Raw genomic sequence first — 22556 nt, forward strand, 5'->3', positions numbered from 1 at the left:
CCGTAGTCTCCCGTTCGCCCGCGCGGCCGGCGGCCCGCTCCCCTCAGGTCCGCCGGCCGGCGGCCCTCACCCTTGGGCGCTTGGACTGCGGGAGGTGTCCGGTGCGGCCGGGTGAGGTTCGGGGGAGTCCGCCGACCGGGGCAGCGGCGTCCGGAAGCGGACCAGCACCGCACCGTCCAGCGCGTGATGCACCTGCACGCCGTCCACGTGCCCGGCCAGCTCATGGCACAGCTCCGCCGTGACATGCGAGGGAGGCGCGTGCAACGCGGCGGTGGCGGGGGCGTCGGGCGGCTGGTCGTAACCGTAGTCGGTGACCGAGACCGTGCAGCGGTTGTCGTCCATGCCGAGCGTGACGCGATATCGCCGGGCGTACCCGTAGTCCAGGACATAGCGGCAGGCGAGGGCGGTCGCCTCGGCGATCTGCGCGCACGGCACGTCATGGGTGCCGATGGTGGTGAGCGCGGCGTGCGTCATGCGCTCCGCGAGGGCGTCACTGCCGTTGGCACGCGCCAGCGAGAACGTACAGCAGACATCCAACGTCGAGCGTCTGGGGTCGGACAGCGGAAGGCGTGCGGAAGCAGTGCCCTTCACCATGGCTGGACCACGTCCTGCGTCGTCGGGGGTATGCGGCTTGGCTCGGATGCGGTGGCGACACGGTGGCCGGGGTCCTGGGCCACACACATACCCTAGAACAGGCCAACGCCCAACGGGTAGAGCGAGTTGACGCCAAGTCAAAACACGGGCACGTACCGCGACGGTTGCCTGGTGCGGGTGCGCGACGGAAGGCCGCCGTCCGGCCGTACCGGCCGAACGACCGGTTTCGCGATTCGTCGCAAATCGCGCTGTGGTGAGGGGTCGTGCGGTCTGCCTCAGTTGTCCCGCAGAGCTTCAGAATCCAGGGATTTGTCCACTATCCGGCGGGCCAGTTCGGACAGTCGCAGCCGATGGGTGCGCGCATGGCGGCGCATGGCGCTGAACGCGGCGTCCATGTCCACCCCCCACCGTTCGGCGAGCATCCCCTTGGCCTGCTCCACCGCGACCCTGCTGTCCAGCGCCGACTGCAACTGGCTGGCGAGCAACTCGCTGCGATTGATGGCCCGTTGCCGCAGCATCCCGATCGTGGCGGCGTCCGCGAGCGCCTGGGCCAGCGCCACATCGCCGTGCGGCACCCCCGGCTCGGTACGGAACAGTTGCAGCGCCCCGATCCCCGTCTCCCGTAGCCGCAGCGGCACCGCGTAGGTGCCGAACACCCCGCGGCCGACCGCCCGTTCGGCGAACAGCGGCCACCGCGCCCCGTCCGTGGCCAGGTCCACCGGTCCGACCAGCGCCGCCGTGCGGAAGCAGTCCAGCGCGGGGCCGCCGTCCCGCTGGAGGTCGAGCAGTCCGGCCGCCTCGCGGACGGCGACGGTGCGCAACTTGCCGTAGCCGTCGGCCAGTAGCAGCCCGGCGCCCGACGCGTCGAGGAACTCCAGGCACCGACTGGCCAGCAGGCGCAGGAGCGCCGTCTCCTCGAAGCCGTCCACCAGGGTGTCGGCAAGCTCGACAAACGTCTCCGCTAACCGCTGCTCCCTCGGGCGTTCCGCCGGGTCCCTGGGGATCGTGCTCATGACACCACTCACATCCGCTTGCCGCGCGGCCCTGGAGGGCGCCGGAATTCTGCCGGAATAGTAGCCGCGCCCGGCGCCGGGGGAGCCCGACGGTCGCGGCGGAACCCGGAGCCGCTACCGCGGACGCGCCAGCAGCAGGAGAACGGAGTCGTCGCCGAGCGTTCCGCCGACATGCCCCAGCAGATCGGCGTAGAGCCGGCCGACCGCCGCCTCCAGATCGCGCGCCGCGCCCGCCACCAGCGTGCCGACCCGCTCGGCGAGCGGATAGAAGCCGCCGTGCCGTGGATCGCGCGCCTCGATGACCCCGTCGGTACACAGCACCAGCACCTCGTCGGCCCCGAGCGGCACCCGCCACGGCTCCGGCGCCCCGCGGACGAATCCGGTCAGCCCGAGCGGCACCCACGGTTCGGGCGGATCGAGCGAGGTCACCCGCCCGTCCGGCGACACCCGCAGCGGCGGTACGTGCCCGTAGTGCAGCAGCTCGATCTCCGCGTCCTCGGCCGCCCGGCGCTGCGCCGGGAACTCCAGGAACAGGGCGGTGGTGAACTCCCCGTCCATCACATGCCGTCGCACACTGGCGTCCACCCGCCGGGCCACCCCCGCCAGCCCGCCCTCGTCGTACGCCGCCTCGCGGAACGCGCCCATCACCACCGCCGAGGTCTGCACCGCCTCAAGGCCCTTGCCGCGTACGTCGCCGACCAGCGCCCGCACTCCGTGCGGGGTGTCCAGCACCGCGTACAGGTCGCCGCCGATCTGTGCCGCGTCCGCCGCGGAGGCGTACCGCACCGCCAGACTGACCCCGCCGACCCGTGGCCCGGGCGGGCGCAGCAGGGCGCGCTGCGCCGCCTCCGCGACCGTGACCACCGCCCGGTACTGCTCGGTGCGCACCTCGCGCCACCATGACGCGTACGCGCTGAACAGCACCACGGTGAGGTAGCTGATGGCCATCCCGGCGAGGATGCGCCGGTCCTGGGTGTCGAGGACCCCGTCGTACGGCATCAGAGCGGCCTGTACCGCACCGCCCAGCAGGCCGATCAGCAGGGTGCGCTTCCAGGCGGTGGTCACCACGGCCAGCGCGGGGGCCATGACCATCATCGGGGCCAGGAAGTGGTTGCGCCCGGCGAGCAGATCGGCGGCGGCCACCGCGGCGATCGCGGTGAGCGGGATCGTCATGCCCTGATGGGCGGAGATGACGGCGCCCAGCGCGTCGACGGCCTTGCGGAATGCTCGGGTCCACACATTCAGAACATATCGGGTTCGAACCTGTGAGATCGTCCCGAGCTGGAACCAATCCATGTCCCGTGGGCGTTCTTGACTGGGATGAACAAGACGATCAGGCGCACAGCGGTCTTCTCCCTCCTGCTGGTCATCGCCCTCATGGTGCGGGTGACCTGGGTGCAGGAGGTCGATGGCAAGGCACTCGCGGACGACCAGTACAACCGACGGAACTTGATCGCGCAGTACGCGAACCCGTTCGGTGACATCATCGTGGGCGGACGGCCCGTGACCGGGTCGACCAAGACCAGCAGCCCTGAGTTCAAGTACAAGCGGACCTACACCGACGGCCCGCTGTACGCGGCGGTCACCGGCCGACTGTCCCAGGTCTACGGCTCGACCCAGCTCGAAGGCATCTACCAGGGCGTGCTCAACGGCACCGACTCCCGCACCAAGAGCCTGCTCAACGTGCTCACCGGCAACAGCGGCAAGCCCGGCGACGTGCTCACCACGATCGACCCGGCCGTGCAGAAGGCCGCGTACAACGGCCTGGGCAGCAAGAACGGCGCCGCCGTCGCCATCGACCCGCAGACCGGCAACGTCCTCGCCATGGTCAGCACCCCCAGCTACGACCCGTCGAAGATCGCCGGTGGTTCCAAGGCCGACGCGCAGGCCTGGAAGCAGTACAGCGACGACAAGAGCCAGCCGATGAGCAACCGGGCGCTGCGCCAGACGTATCCGCCCGGCTCCACCTTCAAGCTGGTCGTCGCGGCCGCCGCGCTCCAGGACGGCCTGTACTCCTCCATCGACCAGCCGACCAGCAGCCCCAACCCGTACACCCTGCCGGGCACGGTCAGCCCGCTCGGCAACGAGAACGCGGCGGCGCCCTGCGAGAACGCCTCGATACGCACCGCGCTGGAGTACTCCTGCAACACGGTCTTCGCCAAGATGGCGGTGGACCTCGGCCAGGACAAGGTCAAGGCGATGGCCGACGCGTTCGGGTTCGACGGCAGCAGCCTCGACATCCCGGTGCGCGCCGCGCAGAGCGTCTACCCGACGAAGATGCCCAAGTCCTCGCTGGCGCAGACCGGCATCGGCCAGTTCGACGTGCGGGCCACCCCGTTGCAGATGGCCATGGTGGTGTCCGCCATCGCCAACGGCGGCAAGCTGATGGCCCCGCACATGGTCTCCAAGGTCACCGACGGCAACGGCAACGCGGTGCAGAACTTCGACCCCAAGCAGATGTCCCAGCCCGTCAGCGAGCACACCGCCCAACAGCTGCAGGACGCGATGGTCTCCGTCATCCAGAAGGGCACCGGCACCAACGCGCAGATCCCCGGCGTCGAGGTCGGCGGCAAGACCGGCACCGCCCAGCACGGTGTGGACAACAGCGGCAACCCGTACGCCTGGTTCGTCTCCTACGCCAAGGCCGGCTCCGGCAAGCAGGTCGCGGTCGCGGTCATGGTCGACGACCCGGACGCGGTGCGCGCCGAGATCAGCGGCAACGGGCTGGCGGGTCCCATCGCCAAGGCGATGATGCAGGCGGCGCTGAAGTCCTCGTGAGCCGATTGGCGTGATTGCGTTGCGCCACATGAACCTTCTGTGTCGACAGCGGCAGGTTCGCTGGCCGCCGCTCACAGGATCTGCATAGCCTGCCAACTGTTCCTTCTCCCGGACCAGTTGGAGGGCCAGTGCTGCGTGACAACGCGCGCAAGAGAACCATCGCCCCGACCGCGACGGCCGCCGCATCCGCACTTACGCTGCTGCTGGCCGTTCCGGCGGCAGCCGCCACACCGACCCCAGGCGCGCCCACCATCGGCGACCCGTACTACCCCACGTACGGCAACGGCGGGTACCACGTGTCCCACTACGACCTGCGCCTGAGGTACCAGCCGAAGACCGACCAGCTCCAGGGCACCGCGACCATCCTGGCGTCCGCCACCCAGGACCTGTCCCGCTTCGACCTGGACTTCTCGCTGGACGTCAGCAGTGTGCTGGTCAACGGGCAGCAGGCCGCCTTCACCGAGAACCCCGGCGCCCACAAACTCCAGATCACCCCCGCCGCGTCACTGCCCAAGGGCAGTGACGCCACGGTCGTGGTGCGCTACTCCGGGGTGCCGTCCAAGGTCACGGTGAACGGCATCAACGCCTGGCTGCGCACCCCGGACGGCGCGGTCGCGGCCGACGAGCCGGAGGCGGCGTGGTGGTGGTTCCCCAGCAACGACCACCCGCTGGACAAGGCCACCTACGACGTGTCGGTGGAGGTTCCCAAGGGCCTCCAGGTGATCAGCAACGGCGTGCCCACCGGCCAGCGCGACACCGCCACCGGCACCCGCTACAGCTGGCGGCAGGACCGGCCGCAGGCCACCTACCTCGCCACGCTCGCCGTCGGGAAGTTCGACATCACCACCGGCAGGACCAAGGACGGCGTCCCCGTCGTCAACGCCTACAGCACGGACCTCGGCGCCAACGCGGCGGCGGCACGGGCCAGCGTCGAGCGGTCGGCGGAGATCATCGACTGGGAGAGCAAGTACTTCGGGAAGTACCCGTTCGACGCGCTGGGCGGCTACGTGCCCAACGTCAAGACCCACTACGCGCTGGAGACCCAGACCCGGCCGTTCTACAGCCCGGCGCAGTTCGCCAGCGGCTCCAACGCCTCGGTGGTGGTGCACGAACTCGCCCACCAGTGGTTCGGTGACGACGTCTCGCTGCAGCGCTGGCAGGACATCTGGCTGAACGAGGGCTTCGCCACCTACGCCCAGTGGCTGTGGTCGGACTACCAGGGCGAGGGCACCCCGCAGCAGCTCGCCGACTACGTCTACGCCCAGCACCCGGCGAGCGACCCGTTCTGGAAGGTCAAGCCCGGTGACCCGGGCGCTGCCCACCAGTTCGACGACGCGGTCTACGACCGGGGCGGCGCCGCCATCCAGGCACTGCGCAACACCGTGGGCGACAAGGCGTTCTTCCGGATCCTCAAGGCGTGGACCACTGAACACGCCTACGGCAACGGCGACTTCGCGCAGTTCCAGGGTCTGGCGGAGCGGATCTCCGGCAAGCCGCTGGCCCAGCTGTTCCAGACCTGGCTGTTCACCCCGGAGCGCCCGGCGGCGCCCGCCGCGGCCAAGGCCGGGGTGCGGGCGCTGGCGGTGACCGCGCAACCGAAGTCCTGGGCGCGGATCCACGCCGCGTACGCCCGCTGATGAGGCGCTGAAAGCCGGACCAGCTAGTCACCCCAAGTGACGGTTTGAGAGGGCGGTGCGGTTATACAGGGCACATGACCGATGCCATGACCGCACCGCCCGAGTCCGTCGAGCTGGACGTGAACCGACACGACCCGGCCTACCGGGCCTGGCTGAGGGAGGCCGTGGGCAAGGTCCAGGCCGATGCCAACCGCTCGGCCGACACCCATCTGCTGTCCGTGCCGCTGCCGGTGGAGTGGGGCGTCGACCTGTATCTGAAGGACGAGTCCACCCATCCCACCGGCAGTCTCAAGCACCGGCTGGCCCGCTCGCTGTTCCTGTACGGGCTGTGCAACGGCTGGATCCGCCCCGGACGCCCGGTGATCGAGGCGTCCAGCGGCTCGACGGCGGTCTCCGAGGCGTACTTCGCCAAGCTCATCGGGGTGCCGTTCATCGCGGTGATGGCTGCCAGCACCAGTCGGGCCAAGATCGAGTTGATCGAGTTCCAGGGCGGCGGTTGCCACCTGGTGGACAACCCCTGTGAGGTCTACGAGGTCGCCGCCCGGCTCGCCGCGGAGACCGGCGGCCACTACATGGACCAGTTCACCTACGCGGAGCGGGCCACCGACTGGCGCGGCAACAACAACATCGCCGAGTCGATCTTCCGGCAGATGGCGTCGGAACGGCACCCGGAGCCGTCCTGGATCGTCGCCACCGCGGGCACCGGCGGCACCTCCGCGACCATCGCCCGCTACGTCCACTACACCCAGCGGGGCACCGGGGTCTGCGTGGCCGACCCGGAGAACTCCGCGTTCTTCGACGGCTGGCGCACCGGCGATCCGTCGGTCACCACCGACCACGGCTCCCGTATCGAGGGCATCGGCCGTCAGCGCGTCGAGCCCAGCTTCATCCCCGGCGCGGTGGACCGCATGACGCGGGTGCCGGACGCCGCCGCGATCGCCACCATCCACCTCCTGGAGCGGCTGCTGGGCCGCAGGACCGGCGCCTCCACCGGCACCGGCACCTGGGCCGCGTTCCGCATCATCGCGGAGATGCGGGCGCGCGGCGAACGGGGCAGCGTGGTGACGCTGCTGTGCGATCCGGGCGAGCGGTACCTGGACAAGTACTACTCGGAGGAATGGCTGGCCGCCCAGGGCATCGACGTCGCGCCGTACGCGGCGCGGCTGGAGCGGTTCCTGGCGGAGGGACGGTTGTAACCCGCGACGGGTCCGGCGCCGCCGGGACGAACGCGCCGTGACCCGCAAGCCGTCAGCCCACGGCCGTCCGCAGTACGAGGTATCCCGCCACCGCCACCGTCAGCGTGGCGAACGCGCGGCGCAACGTGGCGGAGGGGACCCGGGCCGACACCCGGCGGCCGAACAGCGAGCCGAGCACCGCGGCGGCGGTCAGCGGTGCGATGACCTTCCAGTGGAACGTCTCCCCGCCCGCCCGAGCGGCCAGCGAAACCGCCGAGTTGACCGCGATGACCAGCAGCGAGGTGCCCACCGCGACGGGCATCTCGTACCCCAGCGCGCCCACCAGCGCCGGGACGATCACGAAGCCACCGCCCACCCCGAGGAAACCGGTGAGGAACCCGACGGCCAGGCCGGAGGCGACGATCCGCACCACCGGCGTTCCGCCCACCCGCTCCGGCGCCGGTGCCGCACCGCGTCCGCGCCGGAACATGGCCGCCGCCGAGACCACCATCAGCGCGGCGAAGCAGAGCATCAACGCCGTTGGATCCACCGACCTGTTCAGCGCCGTACCCGCGTACGAGGCCGCGATGCCCGCCGCGCCGAATCCGAGGCCGGAGCCCCAGCGCACGTTGCCCGCACGGGCATGGCTCCACGCCCCGCACAGCGCGGTCACTCCGACCACCACCAGCCCCCCCGTGGTGGCCGATCGCGCGTTCTCCCCGAGCGCGTACACCAGCACCGGAACCGTCAGTATCGAGCCACCGCCGCCAAGTGCCCCCAGACACAGGCCGATCAGCCCGCCGAGGAGCACGCCGAGCAGGGTCATATGACGGTTCCGGGCTGGCCGCCGGTACACGTCACCGGCAGCCCGGCCACCGACCAGGCCTGCATCCCGCCGCGCAGGTTGCACGCCGCCCGGCCCGCCGCCCGCAGCCGCTCGACGGCCAGCGCGGACCTGCGGCCCGATCGGCAGACCACGACGAGCAGTTGACTTCCCATCAGTTTCGGGTCCCCGAAGTCGACCGCGGACAGCGGAAGGTGCACGGCCTCCGGCGCGTGCCCGGCCGCCCACTCGTCGTCCTCTCGCACGTCCAGCAGCACCGCCGCGCCGGAGCCGACCAGCCCCCGGGCCTCCAGCGGATCCACTTCCCGCACTGCCTCCAACACCCCGACCCCCAAGGTCACTTCGTCAGGGCGAAGGACCCGGCCCCCGCCAGATCCAGCCGGTAGCCCTTCGCCGAGAACTCGGCGCGGGCGGTGAAGCGGTCGCCGCGCACCAGCGTGTGGCGCCACTCCACCGGGCGGCTGCCCGCGCAGCCGAGCCGGTCCACGGCGAACGCGGCGACGCCCTCGCCGATGCCGAGCAGCCGGCGCTCCGCCGGGGTGGGCACCACCGCCCGCAGCACCTCGCGGCCACCGGTCAGCCGTACGCCGGTGCGGGCTGCCAACTCGTCGTAGAGCGAGGTGTGGGTGAAGTCCGCCTCCAGCAGCGGTGCCGCCAACTCGGCGGGCAGCCACACCCGGTCGACGGCCAGTGATTCGCCGTCGGCCAGTCGCAGCCGCTCCAGGTGCAGCAGCGGTGCGGACTCCTCCAGGCCGAGCCGGGCGGCGAAGACCCCGTCGGCACGGATGTCCAGCACCCGCACCACACTGCGCTGCACCTGGCCCGCTGCCTCCACCGACCGGAACAGGCTGTAGAGCGCGCCCAGCGGCTGCTCTATCTCCGCGGGTACGGCCAGTCGCGGCGGACGGCCGCGCTCGGCGATCACCAGTCCCTCGGCGCGCAGTTGGCGCAGCGCCTCGCGCACCGTGTGGCGGCTGACTCCGTACTCCTCGACCAGCGCCAGCTCGCCGGGGAAGGCGGTGCGGAACGCGCCGGACTCCAGCCTCGCCCGCAGGTCATCGCGGACCTGGGCCCACAGTGGAAGCGGACTGGAGCGGTCCGGCTTGGTTGCTCTACTCGATTGCACGGACCTAATGTACGTACATTCGTGCATTAACGAAAGGGGTGGGCAGATGGTCGAGGTCGAGGTCATCGACACGACGGAACTGGGCAACCGCAGCTACATCGCGCACGACGGCCGGGTCGCGGTCGTCATCGACCCGCAGCGCGACCTGGACCGGGTCGAGGCGGTGCTGGCCAACGCCGGGGTGACCTGCGGGCTGGTCGTGGAGACGCACATCCACAACGACTACGTGACCGGTGGATACGAACTCGCCCGGCGTAACGGCGTGCCGTACGTGCTGTCCGCCGCCGAGTCGGTCTCCTTCGACCGGTATCCGGTGGAGGACGGCGACCGGCTCGCGGTGGGCGGCCTGTCGGTCGAGGCGGTGGCGACCCCCGGCCACACCGACGGCCATCTGTCGTACGTCATCTCCGACGGTGAGGGGCCGCCCGCGGTGTTCACCGGAGGCTCGCTGCTCTACGGCACGGTGGGCCGCACCGACCTGGTGGACCCCGACCGCACCGAGGAGCTGACCCGGGCCCAGTACCGCTCCGCCCGGCGGCTGGCCGCCGAACTCCCCGACGAGGCGGCCGTCTTCCCCACCCACGGCTTCGGCAGCTTCTGCTCCTCGGCACCCACGGCGGCCGGTCCGACCGCCACCATCGCCGACGAGCGCACCCGCAACGACGCGCTCACCGAGCCCGACGAGGACGCCTTCACCGCACGCCTGATCGCCCGCCTCACCGCCTATCCGGCCTACTACGCGCACATGGCACCGCTCAACCGGCAGGGCCCTTCGGCCGCCGACCTCACACCGCCCCAGCCGGTGGACGCGGTAGAGCTGAAGTCCCGGATCGCCGCCGGGGAATGGGTGGTCGACCTGCGCGACCGCACCGCCTACGCGGCCGGGCACATGGCCGGAACGGTCGGCATCGAACTGGGCCGCCAGTTCGCCACGTACCTGGGCTGGCTGCTGCCCTGGGGCAGCCCGGTCACCCTCATCGGCGAGACTGCCGGACAAGTCGCCGATGCCCAGCGGCAGTTGACCCGCATCGGCATCGACCGCCCGGCCGGAGCGGCGGTCGGCCCGGTGCCCGGCGAGTGCTCCTACCGGCGGGTGGTCTTCGCGGACCTGGCCGCGCTCGGGGACGGGCTGCTGCTCGACGTACGCCGCGACGACGAGCGGGCCACCGGCGCCCTGCCCGGCTCACTGCACATCCCGCTGCACCAACTGCTGGACCGGCTGGGCGAACTGCCGTCGCGGCGGACGATCTGGGTGCACTGCGCCAGCGGCTTCCGGGCCAGTGTCGCCGCGTCGCTGCTGGCGCGGGCCGGACACGAAGTGGTGCTGATCGACGACGACTTCGCCCACGCCATGACTGCACAGCGCTGAGGAGGCACGCCATGACACAGCACGCCAAGGTCCTCATCATCGGCGGTGGCACCGCCGGAATCACCGTCGCGGCCCGGCTGCGGCGCGCCGGTACCACCGGCGTCGCCGTGCTCGAACCGAGCGAGACGCACTACTACCAGCCGCTGTGGACCCTGGTCGGCGGCGGCCGGGCAGCGCTGGGCGAGAGCGCCCGCCGCGAGGCGTCCGTCATGCCGCGCGGTACCCGCTGGGTCAAGGGCCGCGCGACGAGCGTCGATCCGGCCGCGCACACGGTGACCACGTCCGACGGTTCCCGGCTGGAGTACGACCGGCTTGTCGTCTGCCCCGGCATCCAGCTCGACTGGCACAAGATCCCAGGCATGGCCGAGGCCGTGCGCACCCCGTACGCGTCCTCCAACTACCTGCCGGAACTGGCGCCCAGGACCTGGCAGTTGATACGCGGACTGCGCAAGGGCACCGCGGTGTTCACCATGCCGTCCGGGCCGATCAAGTGCGGCGGCGCGCCGCAGAAGATCGCCTACCTGGCCGCCGACCACTGGCGGCGCGAGGGCGTGCTCAAGGACATCCGGGTGGTGCTGGTGCTGCCCACGGCGGCGATGTTCGGAGTGCCCGCGTTCTCCGCCGAACTGGCCAGGGTGGCCGCCCGCTACGGCATCGAGGTCCGGCTGAGCAGCGAACTGACCGAGGTCGACGGCTCCGCCCGCAAGGCCGTCATCGTCGACAACACCGACGGAACGAGCGAGTCCATCGGCTACGACCTGCTGCACACCGTGCCCCCGCAGTCGGCTCCCGACTGGATCAAGGAGGGCCCGCTCGCCGACCCCGGCAACCCGGCCGGCTACGTCCAGGTCGACAAGCACACCCTGCGCCACGAACGCCATCCCGACGTCTTCGCGCTGGGGGACGCGGGTTCCACCCCCAACTCCAAGACCGGCGCGGCGGTCCGCAAGCAGGCCCCGGTCGTGGTGCGGAACCTTCTGGCCACGATGGCGGGACGCGAACCCACCGCACGCTACGACGGCTACGCCTCCTGCCCCATCACCACCGCGCAGGACCGGATGCTGCTCGCCGAGTTCGACTACACCATGGCGCACACACCGTCCATCCCGCTGATCGACACCACCCGTGAGCGGCGCGACATGTGGTACCTCAAGCGTTACGGACTGCCGTTGCTGTACTGGCGGTTGATGCTGCGCGGCCTCGCCTGAGGCGGGTGCCGTCGGCGTGCCGTTGCGGGGCGCCGACGGCACGTTGGCCGAGAGTGTCAGCCATGACGACTGATACCAGGGCGGCCGGACAGGAGCCGCGGCGGTGACCGGGGAGTCGACCGGACTGCCGGTCCGCCGGATGACCGCCCGCGACCGGGACGAGGCGCACCGGGCCTCCACACCACTGGAGTTGTTCTTCGACCTGTGTTTCGTGGTCGCGGTGGCACAGGCCGGAGCCCGGCTGGTGCACGCGCTGGTGGCCGGGCACGCGGGCGCGGGCATCGCCGGGTACTTGATGGTGTTTTTCGCCATCTGGTGGGCCTGGATGAATTTTTCGTGGTTCGCCTCGGCTTATGACATCGACGATGTGCCGTACCGGGTCACCACGCTGGTGCAGATCGCGGGAGTGCTGGTGCTCGCCGCCGGGGTGCCGCGGGCCTTCGACCGCGCCGACTTCACCGTGGTCGCCATCGGCTACCTGGTGATGCGGCTGGCTTTGGTCACCCAGTGGCTGCGGGCCGCGTCCGGTGAGCGGGGGGCGGCCCGGCAGACCGCTGTCCGGTACGCGAGCGGAGTGGCGCTGTGCCAGATCGGCTGGTTGGCGCTGCTGCTCCCGCCGGGACGGCTGGCGGTGTGGGCGTTCCTGGTGATGGTGGTGGCCGAGCTGCTGGTGCCGCCGATCGCCGAGTCCGGCGCCCGCACGCAGTGGCATCCGCACCACATCGCCGAGCGCTACGGCCTGTTCACCATCATCGTGCTGGGCGAGACGGTCTCCGCGGCGACGGTCGCCGTGCAGTCGGCGCTCGATGTGCACCGGCCGCACGGCCAACTGCTGATGATCGCGGGCGGTGGGCTGCTGATCGTCTTCTCCGCGTGGTGGATCTACTTCTCGGTGCCGATCCACGAACGCCTGCGCGGCAACCGGGAGGCGTTCTTGTGGGGGTACGGCCACTACCTGGTCTTCGCCTCGGCCGCCGCGATCGGCGCGGGCATCGAGGTGGCCGTCGAGCAGGCGGTGGGTGTGGCGCACATCCCGGCGTCGGCCGGTTCCGCGGCGGTCACCGTGCCGTCGGCGGTGTACCTGTTCACGGTGTGGCTGCTGCACACCCGGTTCCACAAGCGCGGTCTGCTCCATCAGTCAGTGCTGCCCGTCGCGTCGGTGGCGGTACTGGCGTGCACCCTGGCCGGGCACGCGGCGGTGCCGCTGGCCGGAGTGGTGGGGGCGCTCGCGGTGGCACTCGGGGTGATGTTCCGCGCGCGGATCGTGCGCGCGGAGCTCGAAGGGGCGCGCCAGAACGCGTAGTGGCAACCGGTTCCTGGCTCCCAGCCTGGCAGATATCTCGTATGGAGAGCTAAAATTATTGTATGGCGGCAGCGGAGCTACCCGACGCACTGACCGATGTCCTCACCGGCATCCAACGGCTGATCCGGCGCAGGTTGCGGGCCGACATGCCGGCCCCCCGACTGCGCGGCGCGCAGATCGAACTGCTGCGGCTGGTGACCGCCGAGCCCGGAATACGTGTCTCGGCGGCGGCCAAGGAGCTCTATCTGGCGGGCAATTCGGTCTCCACCCTGGTCAACCAGCTGGTGAAGGCAGGGCTGTTGAACCGGGAGACCGACCCGGCCGACCGGCGCTCCACCCGGCTGCTGCCCACCCCGGACGCCGAGGCGCGGCTACGGGACTGGGCGGCGCGCCGTACCGCACTGGTGCGGCGGCAGGCGGAGCGGCTGTCGGAGGAGGACCGGGCGGCGCTGGCCGCCGCGATTCCTGCGCTGCGCAGGCTCGCCGAGGGCCTGCACGAGGAGGTGGGCTGATGAGCGACGACGAGCCGATAGCCGAAGCCCTCGCATGCCGCGGGCTGGCGTACTCCTTCGGGGAGACCAGAGCGGTCGACGGCCTTGACCTGACCGTGGCCGCCGGTGAGGTCTTCGGGCTGCTCGGCCCCAACGGTGCGGGCAAGACCACCGCGATCCGCTGCATCACCACGCTGCTGCCGGTACCCGCCGGAATGGTGCGGGTCTTCGGCCATGACCCGGCGCGGGAGCGGATGGCGGTGCGGCGGCTGCTCGGCTACGTACCGCAGCAGCTCTCCGCGGACGCCTCGCTGACCGGACGGGAGAACGTGGCGCTGTTCGCCCGGGTCTTCGACGTCGGCCGGCGCGAGCGGGCGGACCGGGTGGCGCAGGCTCTGGAAGCGGTCGACCTCACCGAGGCCGCCGACCGGATGGCCGGCACGTACTCCGGGGGCATGATCCGCCGCCTGGAACTCGCCCAGGCACTGGTCAGCGCGCCCCGGCTGCTGATGCTGGACGAGCCGACCATCGGCCTGGACCCGATCGCCCGCACCAGTGTGTGGGACCACATCAACGCCGTCCGTGCGGCGACCGGCATGACGGTGCTGGTGACCACGCACTACATGGACGAGGCCGACCAGTACTGCGACCGCGTCGCCCTGATGCACCGCGGCCGGATCCGCGCCCTGGGTACACCGGAGGCGCTGAAGGCCGATCTCCGTGACCGCCGGGGCGGCACGGGGGCGCCCACCTTGGAGGACGTCTTCCGCGACGTCGCCGGAAGCGGGCTGGACGCCCAGGGAGGAGAGTTCCGCGATGTCCGCCGTACCCGCCGCACCGCGTCCCGCGTCAGCTGACGGCGCCGACCGGGGCCTCGACCTGCTGCTCGTGCCGCCACGGGCGCGCACCGGCTGGCGGGTGGTGCCCGCCCGGATCCTCGCCATGTGCGTGGTCGAGCTGCAGAAGCTGCGGCACGACCGCACCGAGCTGTACACCCGCGCCGTACAGCCCGCGCTGTGGCTGTTGATCTACGGTGAGACCTTCACCCGGATCCGGGCGATCCCCACCGGTGGCATTCCGTATCTGGACTATCTGGCGCCGGGGATCATCGCGCAGTCCGCGATGTTCATCGCGATCTTCTACGGCATCATGATCATCTGGGAGCGGGACTCCGGGATCCTTACCAAGCTGCTGGTCACGCCCACCCCGCGGGCCGCGCTGGTGACCGGGAAGGCCTTCGCGGCGGGGGTGAAGTCGCTGATCCAGGCGGTCGTCGTGGTGGTGATCGCCGCACTGCTCGGCGTCGCGCTGACCTGGAATCCGCTTCGACTGCTGGGTGTGGCCGGGGTGGTGCTGCTGGGCTCGGCGTTCTTCTCCTGCCTGTCCATGACGATCGCGGGCATCGTGCTCACCCGCGACCGGCTGATGGGCATCGGCCAGGCCATCACCATGCCGCTGTTCTTCGGCTCCAACGCCCTGTACCCGGTGTCCGTGATGCCTGGGTGGCTGCGGGTGGTCAGCCGGATCAATCCGCTGAGTTATGAGGTCGACGCGTTGCGCGGGCTGCTCATCCGCACCCCGGCGCATCTGGGGATGGACTTCGGGGTGCTGGCCGTCGCGGCGGCGCTGGGGATCACGGCGGCATCGTCCCTGCTCAGCCGCTTGGCACGGTAAGCAGTAGGGCCCCTCGCGTTACGTGAGGGGCCCTACGTGAAAAGTGCGCCGCCAGGGACTTGAACCCCGAACCCGCTGATTAAGAGTCAGCTGCTCTGCCAGTTGAGCTAGCGGCGCCAGCGGAAGAAATAATACCTGACCACAGCCCATGGCCATGACCATGGCCGCCGTGCTCGCCCGCCCACCCCGGGGCGGGCGGGTGCGGGCCGAGGGTGCAGGTGCAGACCGGCGGACCGGGGTGCAGGCCAGACCCCGGCGGGGGCGCCGGGCAAAGGCCGTCTGGGGGCCGGAGGTGGAGCTTCCGGAGGGGCGCGGGGGCGAGCCCCCATGAGGCCCCAGCCCGGACCACCAAAAGCAGTCAGCCCCACATGCAAGCATGTGGGGCTTTGGTGCGCCGCCAGGGACTTGAACCCCGAACCCGCTGATTAAGAGTCAGCTGCTCTGCCAGTTGAGCTAGCGGCGCTCGCTCAACAGAAACTCTACCGGATCCGGGAGGGTGCTCATGACCAGCCCGATCTATTGACGTGATCGCGTCACGGGTACACCCTGTGGGGCATTGGTCTGTACCACCTCCACCCCCACAGGAGGCAGCACTGTGCCCAGCAGACTCAAGACCCTGGCCGCCGCCGTATCGGCGGCCACCCTCGCCGTCGGTGCCCTGACCACCATGGCGGCCACCAGCCACGCCGCCCCGGCCGACGCCGGCGGGGTCGGCGCCAACTGGTACGCGGCGGCGCCGTACCTGATGCCGCTGGACAACGACCCCCCGGACGCGGGCGCCGTGATGGACGCCACCGGGCTCAAGGCCTTCCAGCTGGCGTTCGTCCTCGCACCGAACGGCGGCGGCTGTTCGGCGACCTGGGGCGGCACCGACGCGGTCTCCTCCGACACCGCCGTGGCGAACGTGATCTCGGGGATCCGCGCCAAGGGTGGCGACGTCTCGGCGTCCGTCGGCGGCTACGGAGGCACCAAGCTCGGCCAGACCTGCGGCACACCGCAGGCCACCGCGGCCGCCTACCAGCAGGTGATCGACAAGTACGGGCTGAAGGCGATCGACTTCGACCTGGAGGAGCCGGAGTACGAGAACTCCGCCGCCATCCACAACGAGATCGGCGCAGCCAAGATCCTTCAGCAGCAGAACCCCGGCATCTACCTCTCGGTGACCACCGCGGGTACCGCGGACGGCACCGGCTGGTTCGGCAAGCAGATGCTGAACGAGGCCAAGTCCCAGGGGTTCACCCCGAACAACTTCTCCATCATGCCGTTCGACGGAGGTTTCAACGGCGCGGCGGCGCAGACCAGCGCGCTGACGAACTTCAACTCCATACTGCAGTCGACCTTCGGCTGGGACGCGGCCACCGCGTACGCGCACGAGGGCATCTCGCAGATGAACGGCCGCAGCGACAGCGGCGAGTACTTCTACCAGTCAGACTTCCAGACGGTGTTGGACTACGCGACCAGCCACCACATGGCGCGCTACACCTTCTGGTCGGTCAACCGGGACCGGCAGTGCACCCCACCGGACAACAACGGCAAGACGTCCGGAACGTGCAGCAGCGTGCCGCAGGGCGCGTACGACTTCACCAAGTACTCGGTGAAGTTCGCCGGTTCGAACCCGCCCACCTCCACGCCGACTCCGCCGCCCACCGGGCCGTGCACCGCGCCCGCGTACAGCAGCACCGCCGTCTACGTCGGCGGTAACGAGGTTTCGTACAACGGCCACACCTGGAAGGCCAAGTGGTGGACGCAGGGCGAGGCGCCCTCCACCGGCGGCTCGGGCGTCTGGCAGGACGAAGGCCCCTGCTAGGGCACGCAATTCCGTAGTGACGGGCCAGGCAGCTGCCTGGCCCGTCACACGTTCTCAGATCGACAGCGACAACAGCACAGGCGCCGCACGCTTGTTGAGCGTGTCCGCCGCCTTGCGCAGATGATGGGCCCGGTCGAGCGGCATCGAGACGGCGAGGCAGCCGACCGACGCGCCGATGCTGATCGGAACCGCGGCGCAGACCGTGCCGACCGCGTACTCCTGCAGGTCCAGCGTGGGCACCGTGGAGGGCTGGTTGTCCAACGTGGTGAACAGCACCCGCTCGTTCGTGATCGTCTTGGACGTGAAGCGCGCCACCTTGTGCCGCGACACATGGTCCCGGCGTCCGTTCACGTCGAGCTGGGTGAGCAGGCACTTGCCGACGGCGCTGGCGTGCGCGGCGTCCCGGAAGTCCACCCACTCGTTGACCTTGGGCGCGGCCGGGCCGTCCGCGTAGTCGATGATGCGGACCTCGCCGTCGTCGTAGCGGCTGAAGTAGACCGCCGCGCCGACCTCGTCGCGCAACCTGGCGAGGATCGCCTTGAGCTTGTCGCTCAGGGCGCGCTGCCGGGTGCTGCTACCGAGCAGGACAGCCGATTCGCCGACCACGTAGGCACCGTCGGGTTGGAGATCGAGGTAGCCCTCGTTCTTCAACATGGAGAGCAGCGGGGCCAGGTAGTCAACGGGCACGCTTATGTCACGGGAAAGCTGGTCGGCCGTCACGCCGCGGCCATGGCGGTCCACGGTCGCCAGTACGCGCATTGCGTACTGGACCGCCGCGTAGGCCGGCGCGGTCTGTCGGTGCTCCAGCGACACGGTGTCCCCCTCGCAGGTGTGACCGCTTTGCGTCATGGTCGCGACTGCCGGGCACCGGCCGAGGAGATCGGCGGACCGGGCCCCGGCAGTGGACCGGCTTCCACGATAGCCCCAACCGGAGTGCCAAGAGCCCTGGTTGCGTACTTCCATGAGGGTTCTCGCGCGTATATGCAGGGACGTATCACTCTGGCATATGCCTAAGTCAAGAACCGTGCCGGTATGGTCCTTCGGATTACCCGGTCGCCCCTTGGGCACCCGCCGGATTGCCGTGGTATCCGGGCAGTTCAGCGGAGTGCCCGGAGGAATTCCAGGCTTCCCGAGTGTTCCGCTGCGCCGGAAATCCCCTTCGGCGCAGCCGACTCGAACACCCGTCGAGGCCCACCGTCTTCAACGGTCCCTTGGCGCGCTCCTCAAGCTCATCCTTGCTCAGTCCGAGCCCACGCAGCGGCGCTTCGGTGACATTACGCGACACCGGCCCGGCGGCCGGGACCTGTTCGAAGCGGGCCAACTCACCGATCCGCGGATGCCAGCGGGCCGCGCAGCGTCAGAGTGGTTGCGGTGAAGCAGCGGTACGGTGCCGCCTTGATTCCCACCAGGCCGCTGGGGCTGTCGTTGCGGTGTCAATCTTGCAGCAGGGGATGTCATGGCTTTTCGTGTTGTTCTGAATCCCGATGCCCCCGGCGGCCACTTCATTGAGGCGTCTGACCTGGAGATGTCCGCATGGTGCGTGGCTTCTTCGGAATTGCCCTTGACGGCGGTCGGTGCCGCACCTGTTTGGTCCGGGCTCGCGGGGGGCACGCGCGTCGAGACCGGTCGGCCCGTGACCGGCGCACGGTCACGGGCCGACCGGTGAGCTGGGGTCAGTGCGCCCGTTCGACCTCGGCTGTGAAGTCCTTGGGGGAGACCGGCCCGGTCTGGGTCAGCACGTTCAGCCGCGCCCCGTTGAGCAGCACCGACGGGGTGCCGCCGATCGGCTTGCCGTCGCGGTCCTTGGCGTCGTTGAACGCCTTGCCGGTCTTCACCGCCCAGGGAACGAACGTTCCGTCGCGGACCTCGCGCTCGAACGTCGGTGTCTTCAGCCCCGGCACCTTTCCGGCCAGGTCCAGCAGGTAGTCGGTGTCCGCGAAGCGGTCGGTCTGCTCGTCGGGCTGGTTCTCGAACAGCACCTTCTTGTACGCCAGGTACTTCGGCAGGCCGCCCTGGTCGAGCGCGGCGCCGAGGGCGGCGAGCGCGGTCTTGGAGCCGCTCTCGTCCTCGGTGCGGTCCAGGAACGTGGCGGAGTGGTACTCGACGCGGTACTTGCCCTGGTCGGCGAGCTTGCGCACCTCGTCGCCGTCGGTCTGCTCGAACATCCTGCAGATCGGGCAGCGCGGATCCTCGTAGACCGCCAGCACCTTGCCGTTGTGCGGGTCGCCGTACGGGACGGTCACGCCGTCGGCGGCCACGTTCCGCGGGGTCTTCAGCGGCTTGGCCGCGGCGTCGGTGGGGACCCGGGCCCAGTCGTCGTGCTCGCCGGAGCCGGAGGCCGAGCTGGCGAACACCACGCCCGCGGCGGCCGCGGCGACCGCGGCGACGGCGACCGCGCCGATGCCGAGGCGGCGGCGCAGCTTGGACCGCCGCGCCTGACGATCCCGTTCGGCCTTCAGCCGCTCACGTGCCGACTGCTTGTTCTGCCAACTGTTCCTGCTGCTCATGAAGGGGGGCTGCTCCTGCTGGTCGCCGTGTCAGTAGATGGTCTCCTTCGAACCTACCCGATAGCCATATAGGTCATAGTTCAACTACAACCATCACTTATCGGTCACCCAAGCGGGCTTTGGGGCCGCGTCCGTACGGGAAGGGGTCCAGGGGACGCACGCTGGAGGTGGAGTTGATGGAACGATTCGTTGAGATCGGGCTCGCCAAGCGGGCGGTGGCCTGCCGGGTACGGCTGTTGGACGACCGCGCGCCGTTGACCTGTGCCGCGGTCTGGGAGGCGCTGCCGTTGGCGGGCGAGGTGTACCACGCCAAGTACGCGCGCAACGAGGTCTACACCCTGCTGCCCGCCTTCGCGGACGGCGAACCACCGCTGGAGAACCCGACGATCACCCCGATCCCGGGGGACCTGATGTACTTCTCGTTCACCGACACCCTGCTGGGCACGGCCAGTTACGGCTACGGCAGCTCGGCGGGGCACGCGGGCCACTCCCGGGTGGTGGACCTGGCGCTGTTCTACGAGCGCAACAACCTGCTGCTCAACGCCGACACCGGTTTCGTGCCCGGCACCGTGTGGGGCACGGTGGTGGACGGCCTGGACCGGATGGCCGCCGCGGCGCACGACCTGTGGCGGGGCGGGGCGCTGGGGGAGACGCTCACCTTCCGTCGGGCGTGAGCGCGTGCGCGGCGCGTAGCACCAGGGCGTCGGCATGCCGGGCGGCCACCAACTGGGCTCCGATGGGCAGCCCTTCGGGGTCCGTGCCGCAGGGGAGCGTGGCCGCCGGCTGCTGGGTCATGTTGAACGGGTAGGTGAACGGGGTCCAACTCGTCCAACGGTGACCGGGCGCGTCCGGCGGCGCCTCCAGGCCCGCCGCGAAGGCGGTGCGCGGCACGGTGGGCGTCAGCAGCAGGTCGTACTTCTGGTGGAAGCCGCCCATGGTCTGGCCGAGCGCCATCCGCACCTGGGCGGCGCGCACGTAGTCCAACGCGCTGTAACGAGCGCCCTGCTCGGCGATCTCGGCCAGTCCGGGGTCCAGCAACTCGCGGTCCTCGGGGTGCAGTTGGGCAACGAGCTGCCCGGCTCCGCTGAACCACAGCACATGGAACGCCTCGACCGGGTCGGTGAACGGCGGATGCGCCTCCTCCACCCGCGCGCCCAGCTCCGCCAACCGGTCAGCCACCCGCCGTACCGCCGCCGCCACCGCGGGTGCCACCGACACCGAACCTCCCAGGTCGGGGCTGTAGGCCACCCGCAACCCGGCCACCCCGCCGGCCAACTCGTCGCGGAAGCAGCCGGTTTGGGGCGGCAGCCCCGACCAGTCGCGCCAGTCCGGGGCGCTGATGACATCCATCATCAGGGCGGCGTCGGCCGCGTCCCGGGTCATCGGCCCCACATGTGCCAGCGTGCCGAACACACTGGCCGGATACAGCGGCACCCGCCCGTAGGTGGGTTTCAGTCCGAAGACGCCACAGAAAGCGGCGGGAATCCGCACCGACCCCCCGCCGTCAGTGCCCAGGCTCAACGGCCCCGCGCCCAGGGCGACCGCCGCCGCACTGCCACCGCTTGAGCCGCCGCAAGTGCGCCGGGGATCATGCGGGTTGCGGGACACGCCGTACAGCGGGCCGTCGGTGACGCCCTTCCAGCCGAACTCCGGGGTGGTCGTCTTGCCGATGAACACCGCGCCGTGCTCGCGCAGCCGGGCCACCGCCGGCGCGTCCTCGTCCCACGGCCCGCCCGCCGGATCCACAGTGCGCGAACCGCGCAGCGTCGGCGCGCCGCGCAGCGGCAGCAGGTCCTTGACCGACACCGGCACCCCGTCCACCAGTCCGGTCGGCTCGCCGCGCCGCCACCTTTCCCTTGACGCCCGGGCGGCCTCCAAAGCTCCGTCGGCGTCCACGCGGCAGAACGCGTTCACGGTCCCGTTGACCGCCTCGACGCGTTCCAGCACCGAACGCACCGCCTCGACGGGCGAGAACGCGCCGGAGCGGTATCCCGCGACGAGTTGGCTGGCAGTCAGTTCGTACAGGTCGGTCATAGCAGAGGGCCTCCTGTCCTTACCGGTCCTTCAGGGCACGGGTACGTAACCCAGCCGCTTGTCCACCACGTTGAACAGTGGCCGTCCGGACGTCCAGCGGTCGAAGTTGTCCAGGAACTGCTCGGCCAGCTCGTCACGCCAGCCGAAGGTGTCACCGCTCATGTGGGGGGAGACCAGCAGACCCGGTACGTCCCACAGCCGGTGGTCGTGGTCGAGCGGCTCGTCCTCGAAGACGTCCAGCACCGCACCGCCGATCCGCCGCTCCAGCAGTGCCTTGACCAGGTCATCGGTGACCACCAGCGGGCCGCGGCCGACGTTCACGAAGCGTGCGGAGCCCTTCATCCGCCCGAAGGCCGCCGCGTCGAACATTCCCCGGGTCTCCTCGGTGAGCGGCGCCGCGCACACCACCCAGTCCGCCTCCGCCAGCAGCGCCTCGAGTTCGGCGCGCCCCCGCACGCGGCCGAACTCCGGGTCGTCCCGCCCGGTGCGGCCTACCAGGTCCAGCCGGACGCCCAGCGCGGCCAGGGTGTGCGCCACCGCTCGCCCGATGGGACCGGCGCCCACCACCACCGCACGGGATCCGGCCACCCGCATCGTCTCCCGGTGGCGCCACCGGCGTTGCCGGTGCAGCTCCCAGGTGCCCTGGAAGTCCTTGGCCAGGGCCAGCACCAGTCCGGTGACGTACTCGGCGATCGGCTGCTCGAAGACGCCCCGGGCGTTGGTCAGCACGGTGCGCGCGGTGATCAGTGCGGGGAAGACCACCCGGTCCACACCCGCGCTCGCGGTGTGCACCCAGGCCGGCACCGGGCCGTGCTCCGGCCATGCCGCACGCAGCGCGTCGGAGGTGAAGTCCCACACCAGGACCACGTCGGCCGAGCCCAGTTGGTCCGTCAGCCGCCGTGGCTCCGCCCGTACGACACGGGTGCCGGACGGCAGCCGCTCCAACTGCGGGGGAGGTTCGTCGCCGAGCACCAGTACCGTGGAAATTCCGCCCAC

At 70.6% G+C, this 22556-nt stretch carries 21 protein-coding genes, 2 tRNA genes and 1 pseudogene; 11 read left to right on the forward strand and 13 right to left on the reverse strand.

What is annotated here, in order from left to right; translation table 11 throughout:
• Positions 1 to 66: 66 nt before the first annotated feature.
• The 3 genes from O5O46_RS24695 to O5O46_RS24705 all read right to left on the reverse strand — a co-directional run bounded on the left by O5O46_RS24695 (position 67) and on the right by O5O46_RS24705 (position 2846).
• Complete coding sequence (locus O5O46_RS24695) at positions 67 to 594, reverse strand: hypothetical protein (protein ID WP_269857750.1); 528 nt, start codon at positions 592 to 594, stop codon at positions 67 to 69.
• Positions 595 to 869: 275 nt separating this feature from the next.
• Positions 870 to 1607: an ANTAR domain-containing protein gene (locus O5O46_RS24700; RefSeq protein ID WP_269857751.1), complete on the reverse strand. Its 738-nt coding sequence runs from the start codon at positions 1605 to 1607 to the stop codon at positions 870 to 872.
• Between the two features lie 114 nt (positions 1608 to 1721).
• The gene (locus O5O46_RS24705; protein WP_269857752.1) at positions 1722 to 2846 is read right to left on the reverse strand and encodes a PP2C family protein-serine/threonine phosphatase; all 1125 of its coding nucleotides are present in this window, start codon (positions 2844 to 2846) and stop codon (positions 1722 to 1724) included.
• 81 nt (positions 2847 to 2927) lie between these two features.
• Here O5O46_RS24705 and O5O46_RS24710 point away from each other — a divergent pair, with 81 nt between their 5' ends.
• The 3 genes from O5O46_RS24710 to O5O46_RS24720 all read left to right on the forward strand — a co-directional run bounded on the left by O5O46_RS24710 (position 2928) and on the right by O5O46_RS24720 (position 7218).
• Positions 2928 to 4385, forward strand: coding sequence for a peptidoglycan D,D-transpeptidase FtsI family protein (locus tag O5O46_RS24710; RefSeq protein ID WP_269857753.1), 1458 nt, complete (start codon positions 2928 to 2930; stop codon positions 4383 to 4385).
• Between the two features lie 128 nt (positions 4386 to 4513).
• The gene (locus tag O5O46_RS24715) at positions 4514 to 6022 is read left to right on the forward strand and encodes a M1 family metallopeptidase (RefSeq protein ID WP_269857754.1); all 1509 of its coding nucleotides are present in this window, start codon (positions 4514 to 4516) and stop codon (positions 6020 to 6022) included.
• A gap of 74 nt (positions 6023 to 6096) precedes the next feature.
• Positions 6097 to 7218 carry a PLP-dependent cysteine synthase family protein gene (locus O5O46_RS24720; protein WP_443072613.1) on the forward strand — a complete coding sequence of 374 codons (1122 nt, stop codon included), beginning with the start codon at positions 6097 to 6099 and terminating at the stop codon, positions 7216 to 7218.
• A gap of 52 nt (positions 7219 to 7270) precedes the next feature.
• On the opposite strand, the gene O5O46_RS24725 is transcribed toward O5O46_RS24720, so the two are convergent.
• From O5O46_RS24725 to O5O46_RS24735, 3 genes are read right to left on the reverse strand one after another with little or no spacing between them, the layout of a single operon-like run.
• Positions 7271 to 8023 (reverse strand): sulfite exporter TauE/SafE family protein, encoded by a 753-nt coding sequence (locus O5O46_RS24725; protein ID WP_269857755.1) that lies wholly within the window; start codon positions 8021 to 8023, stop codon positions 7271 to 7273.
• Positions 8020 to 8382 (reverse strand): rhodanese-like domain-containing protein, encoded by a 363-nt coding sequence (locus O5O46_RS24730; RefSeq protein WP_269857756.1) that lies wholly within the window; start codon positions 8380 to 8382, stop codon positions 8020 to 8022. Before O5O46_RS24730 ends, O5O46_RS24725 begins: the two co-directional genes overlap by 4 nt.
• On the reverse strand, positions 8379 to 9167 hold the full coding sequence (locus tag O5O46_RS24735; protein ID WP_269857757.1) for a GntR family transcriptional regulator: 789 nt from the start codon (positions 9165 to 9167) through the stop codon (positions 8379 to 8381). The genes O5O46_RS24730 and O5O46_RS24735 overlap by 4 nt, the downstream gene beginning before the upstream one ends.
• 46 nt (positions 9168 to 9213) lie before the next feature.
• On the opposite strand from O5O46_RS24735, the gene O5O46_RS24740 reads away from it, so the two are divergent.
• The 6 genes from O5O46_RS24740 to O5O46_RS24765 all read left to right on the forward strand — a co-directional run bounded on the left by O5O46_RS24740 (position 9214) and on the right by O5O46_RS24765 (position 15212).
• Complete coding sequence (locus O5O46_RS24740; protein WP_269857758.1) at positions 9214 to 10536, forward strand: MBL fold metallo-hydrolase; 1323 nt, start codon at positions 9214 to 9216, stop codon at positions 10534 to 10536.
• Between the two features lie 11 nt (positions 10537 to 10547).
• Positions 10548 to 11744: an NAD(P)/FAD-dependent oxidoreductase gene (locus O5O46_RS24745; protein ID WP_269857759.1), complete on the forward strand. Its 1197-nt coding sequence runs from the start codon at positions 10548 to 10550 to the stop codon at positions 11742 to 11744.
• A 139-nt stretch (positions 11745 to 11883) separates the two neighbouring features.
• A complete protein-coding gene (locus tag O5O46_RS24750; RefSeq protein ID WP_269857794.1) occupies positions 11884 to 13047 on the forward strand; it encodes a low temperature requirement protein A in 1164 nt (387 codons plus the stop codon).
• 62 nt (positions 13048 to 13109) lie between these two features.
• Positions 13110 to 13559: a MarR family winged helix-turn-helix transcriptional regulator gene (locus tag O5O46_RS24755; RefSeq protein ID WP_269857760.1), complete on the forward strand. Its 450-nt coding sequence runs from the start codon at positions 13110 to 13112 to the stop codon at positions 13557 to 13559.
• A complete protein-coding gene (locus O5O46_RS24760) occupies positions 13559 to 14395 on the forward strand; it encodes an ABC transporter ATP-binding protein (protein ID WP_269857761.1) in 837 nt (278 codons plus the stop codon). Before O5O46_RS24755 ends, O5O46_RS24760 begins: the two co-directional genes overlap by 1 nt.
• Positions 14355 to 15212 (forward strand): ABC transporter permease, encoded by an 858-nt coding sequence (locus O5O46_RS24765; RefSeq protein ID WP_269857762.1) that lies wholly within the window; start codon positions 14355 to 14357, stop codon positions 15210 to 15212. Before O5O46_RS24760 ends, O5O46_RS24765 begins: the two co-directional genes overlap by 41 nt.
• 44 nt (positions 15213 to 15256) lie before the next feature.
• Here the strand turns inward: O5O46_RS24765 and O5O46_RS24770 are convergent.
• Positions 15257 to 15329 (reverse strand) — tRNA-Lys (locus tag O5O46_RS24770).
• A 270-nt stretch (positions 15330 to 15599) separates the two neighbouring features.
• Positions 15600 to 15675: transfer RNA gene (locus O5O46_RS24775), tRNA-Lys, on the reverse strand.
• 204 nt (positions 15676 to 15879) lie between these two features.
• Between O5O46_RS24775 and O5O46_RS24780 the strand changes: the two genes are divergently transcribed.
• Positions 15880 to 17019: a carbohydrate-binding protein gene (locus tag O5O46_RS24780; protein WP_269857795.1), complete on the forward strand. Its 1140-nt coding sequence runs from the start codon at positions 15880 to 15882 to the stop codon at positions 17017 to 17019.
• A 54-nt stretch (positions 17020 to 17073) separates the two neighbouring features.
• Here O5O46_RS24780 and O5O46_RS24785 read toward each other — a convergent pair whose 3' ends face one another.
• The 3 genes and pseudogenes from O5O46_RS24785 to O5O46_RS24795 form a co-directional block, all read right to left on the reverse strand.
• Positions 17074 to 17832: an IclR family transcriptional regulator gene (locus O5O46_RS24785; RefSeq protein ID WP_269857796.1), complete on the reverse strand. Its 759-nt coding sequence runs from the start codon at positions 17830 to 17832 to the stop codon at positions 17074 to 17076.
• Positions 17833 to 18187: 355 nt separating this feature from the next.
• Positions 18188 to 18304 (reverse strand): annotated as a pseudogene (locus O5O46_RS24790) (L-cystine ABC transporter ATP-binding protein YecC); the annotation flags it as partial.
• A gap of 388 nt (positions 18305 to 18692) precedes the next feature.
• On the reverse strand, positions 18693 to 19526 hold the full coding sequence (locus O5O46_RS24795; protein ID WP_269857763.1) for a DsbA family protein: 834 nt from the start codon (positions 19524 to 19526) through the stop codon (positions 18693 to 18695).
• A 173-nt stretch (positions 19527 to 19699) separates the two neighbouring features.
• Here O5O46_RS24795 and O5O46_RS24800 point away from each other — a divergent pair, with 173 nt between their 5' ends.
• Entirely contained in the window at positions 19700 to 20200 is a 501-nt protein-coding gene (locus O5O46_RS24800; protein WP_269857764.1) for a DUF3830 family protein, read from the forward strand.
• Here the strand turns inward: O5O46_RS24800 and O5O46_RS24805 are convergent.
• Both O5O46_RS24805 and O5O46_RS24810 read right to left on the reverse strand, forming a co-directional pair.
• Positions 20181 to 21560, reverse strand: a complete 1380-nt coding sequence (locus O5O46_RS24805; protein WP_269857765.1) for an amidase — start codon at positions 21558 to 21560, stop codon at positions 20181 to 20183. The genes O5O46_RS24800 and O5O46_RS24805 overlap by 20 nt on opposite strands.
• A 30-nt stretch (positions 21561 to 21590) precedes the next feature.
• Positions 21591 to 22556 (reverse strand): D-2-hydroxyacid dehydrogenase, encoded by a 966-nt coding sequence (locus O5O46_RS24810; RefSeq protein WP_269857766.1) that lies wholly within the window; start codon positions 22554 to 22556, stop codon positions 21591 to 21593.

Origin of the sequence: Streptomyces sp. RPT161, from assembly GCF_027533845.1 — a bacterium.
Lineage (GTDB): Bacteria > Actinomycetota > Actinomycetes > Streptomycetales > Streptomycetaceae > Streptantibioticus_A > Streptantibioticus_A silvisoli_A.

Excerpts from the sequence above, each read along its gene's own strand:
- O5O46_RS24700 (WP_269857751.1), bottom strand. The coding sequence starts at position 1,607 with ATGAGCACGATCCCCAGGGACCCGGCGGAACGCCCGAGGGAGCAGCGG.
- O5O46_RS24750 (WP_269857794.1), top strand. The coding sequence starts at position 11,884 with ATGACCGCCCGCGACCGGGACGAGGCGCACCGGGCCTCCACACCACTG.
- O5O46_RS24805 (WP_269857765.1), bottom strand. The coding sequence starts at position 21,560 with ATGACCGACCTGTACGAACTGACTGCCAGCCAACTCGTCGCGGGATAC.
- O5O46_RS24765 (WP_269857762.1), top strand. The coding sequence starts at position 14,355 with ATGTCCGCCGTACCCGCCGCACCGCGTCCCGCGTCAGCTGACGGCGCC.
- O5O46_RS24740 (WP_269857758.1), top strand. The coding sequence starts at position 9,214 with ATGGTCGAGGTCGAGGTCATCGACACGACGGAACTGGGCAACCGCAGC.
- O5O46_RS24710 (WP_269857753.1), top strand. The coding sequence starts at position 2,928 with ATGAACAAGACGATCAGGCGCACAGCGGTCTTCTCCCTCCTGCTGGTC.
- O5O46_RS24795 (WP_269857763.1), bottom strand. The coding sequence starts at position 19,526 with ATGAGCAGCAGGAACAGTTGGCAGAACAAGCAGTCGGCACGTGAGCGG.
- O5O46_RS24720 (WP_443072613.1), top strand. The coding sequence starts at position 6,097 with ATGACCGATGCCATGACCGCACCGCCCGAGTCCGTCGAGCTGGACGTG.
- O5O46_RS24725 (WP_269857755.1), bottom strand. The coding sequence starts at position 8,023 with ATGACCCTGCTCGGCGTGCTCCTCGGCGGGCTGATCGGCCTGTGTCTG.
- O5O46_RS24695 (WP_269857750.1), bottom strand. The coding sequence starts at position 594 with ATGGTGAAGGGCACTGCTTCCGCACGCCTTCCGCTGTCCGACCCCAGA.
- O5O46_RS24745 (WP_269857759.1), top strand. The coding sequence starts at position 10,548 with ATGACACAGCACGCCAAGGTCCTCATCATCGGCGGTGGCACCGCCGGA.
- O5O46_RS24760 (WP_269857761.1), top strand. The coding sequence starts at position 13,559 with ATGAGCGACGACGAGCCGATAGCCGAAGCCCTCGCATGCCGCGGGCTG.
- O5O46_RS24755 (WP_269857760.1), top strand. The coding sequence starts at position 13,110 with ATGGCGGCAGCGGAGCTACCCGACGCACTGACCGATGTCCTCACCGGC.
- O5O46_RS24780 (WP_269857795.1), top strand. The coding sequence starts at position 15,880 with ATGGCGGCCACCAGCCACGCCGCCCCGGCCGACGCCGGCGGGGTCGGC.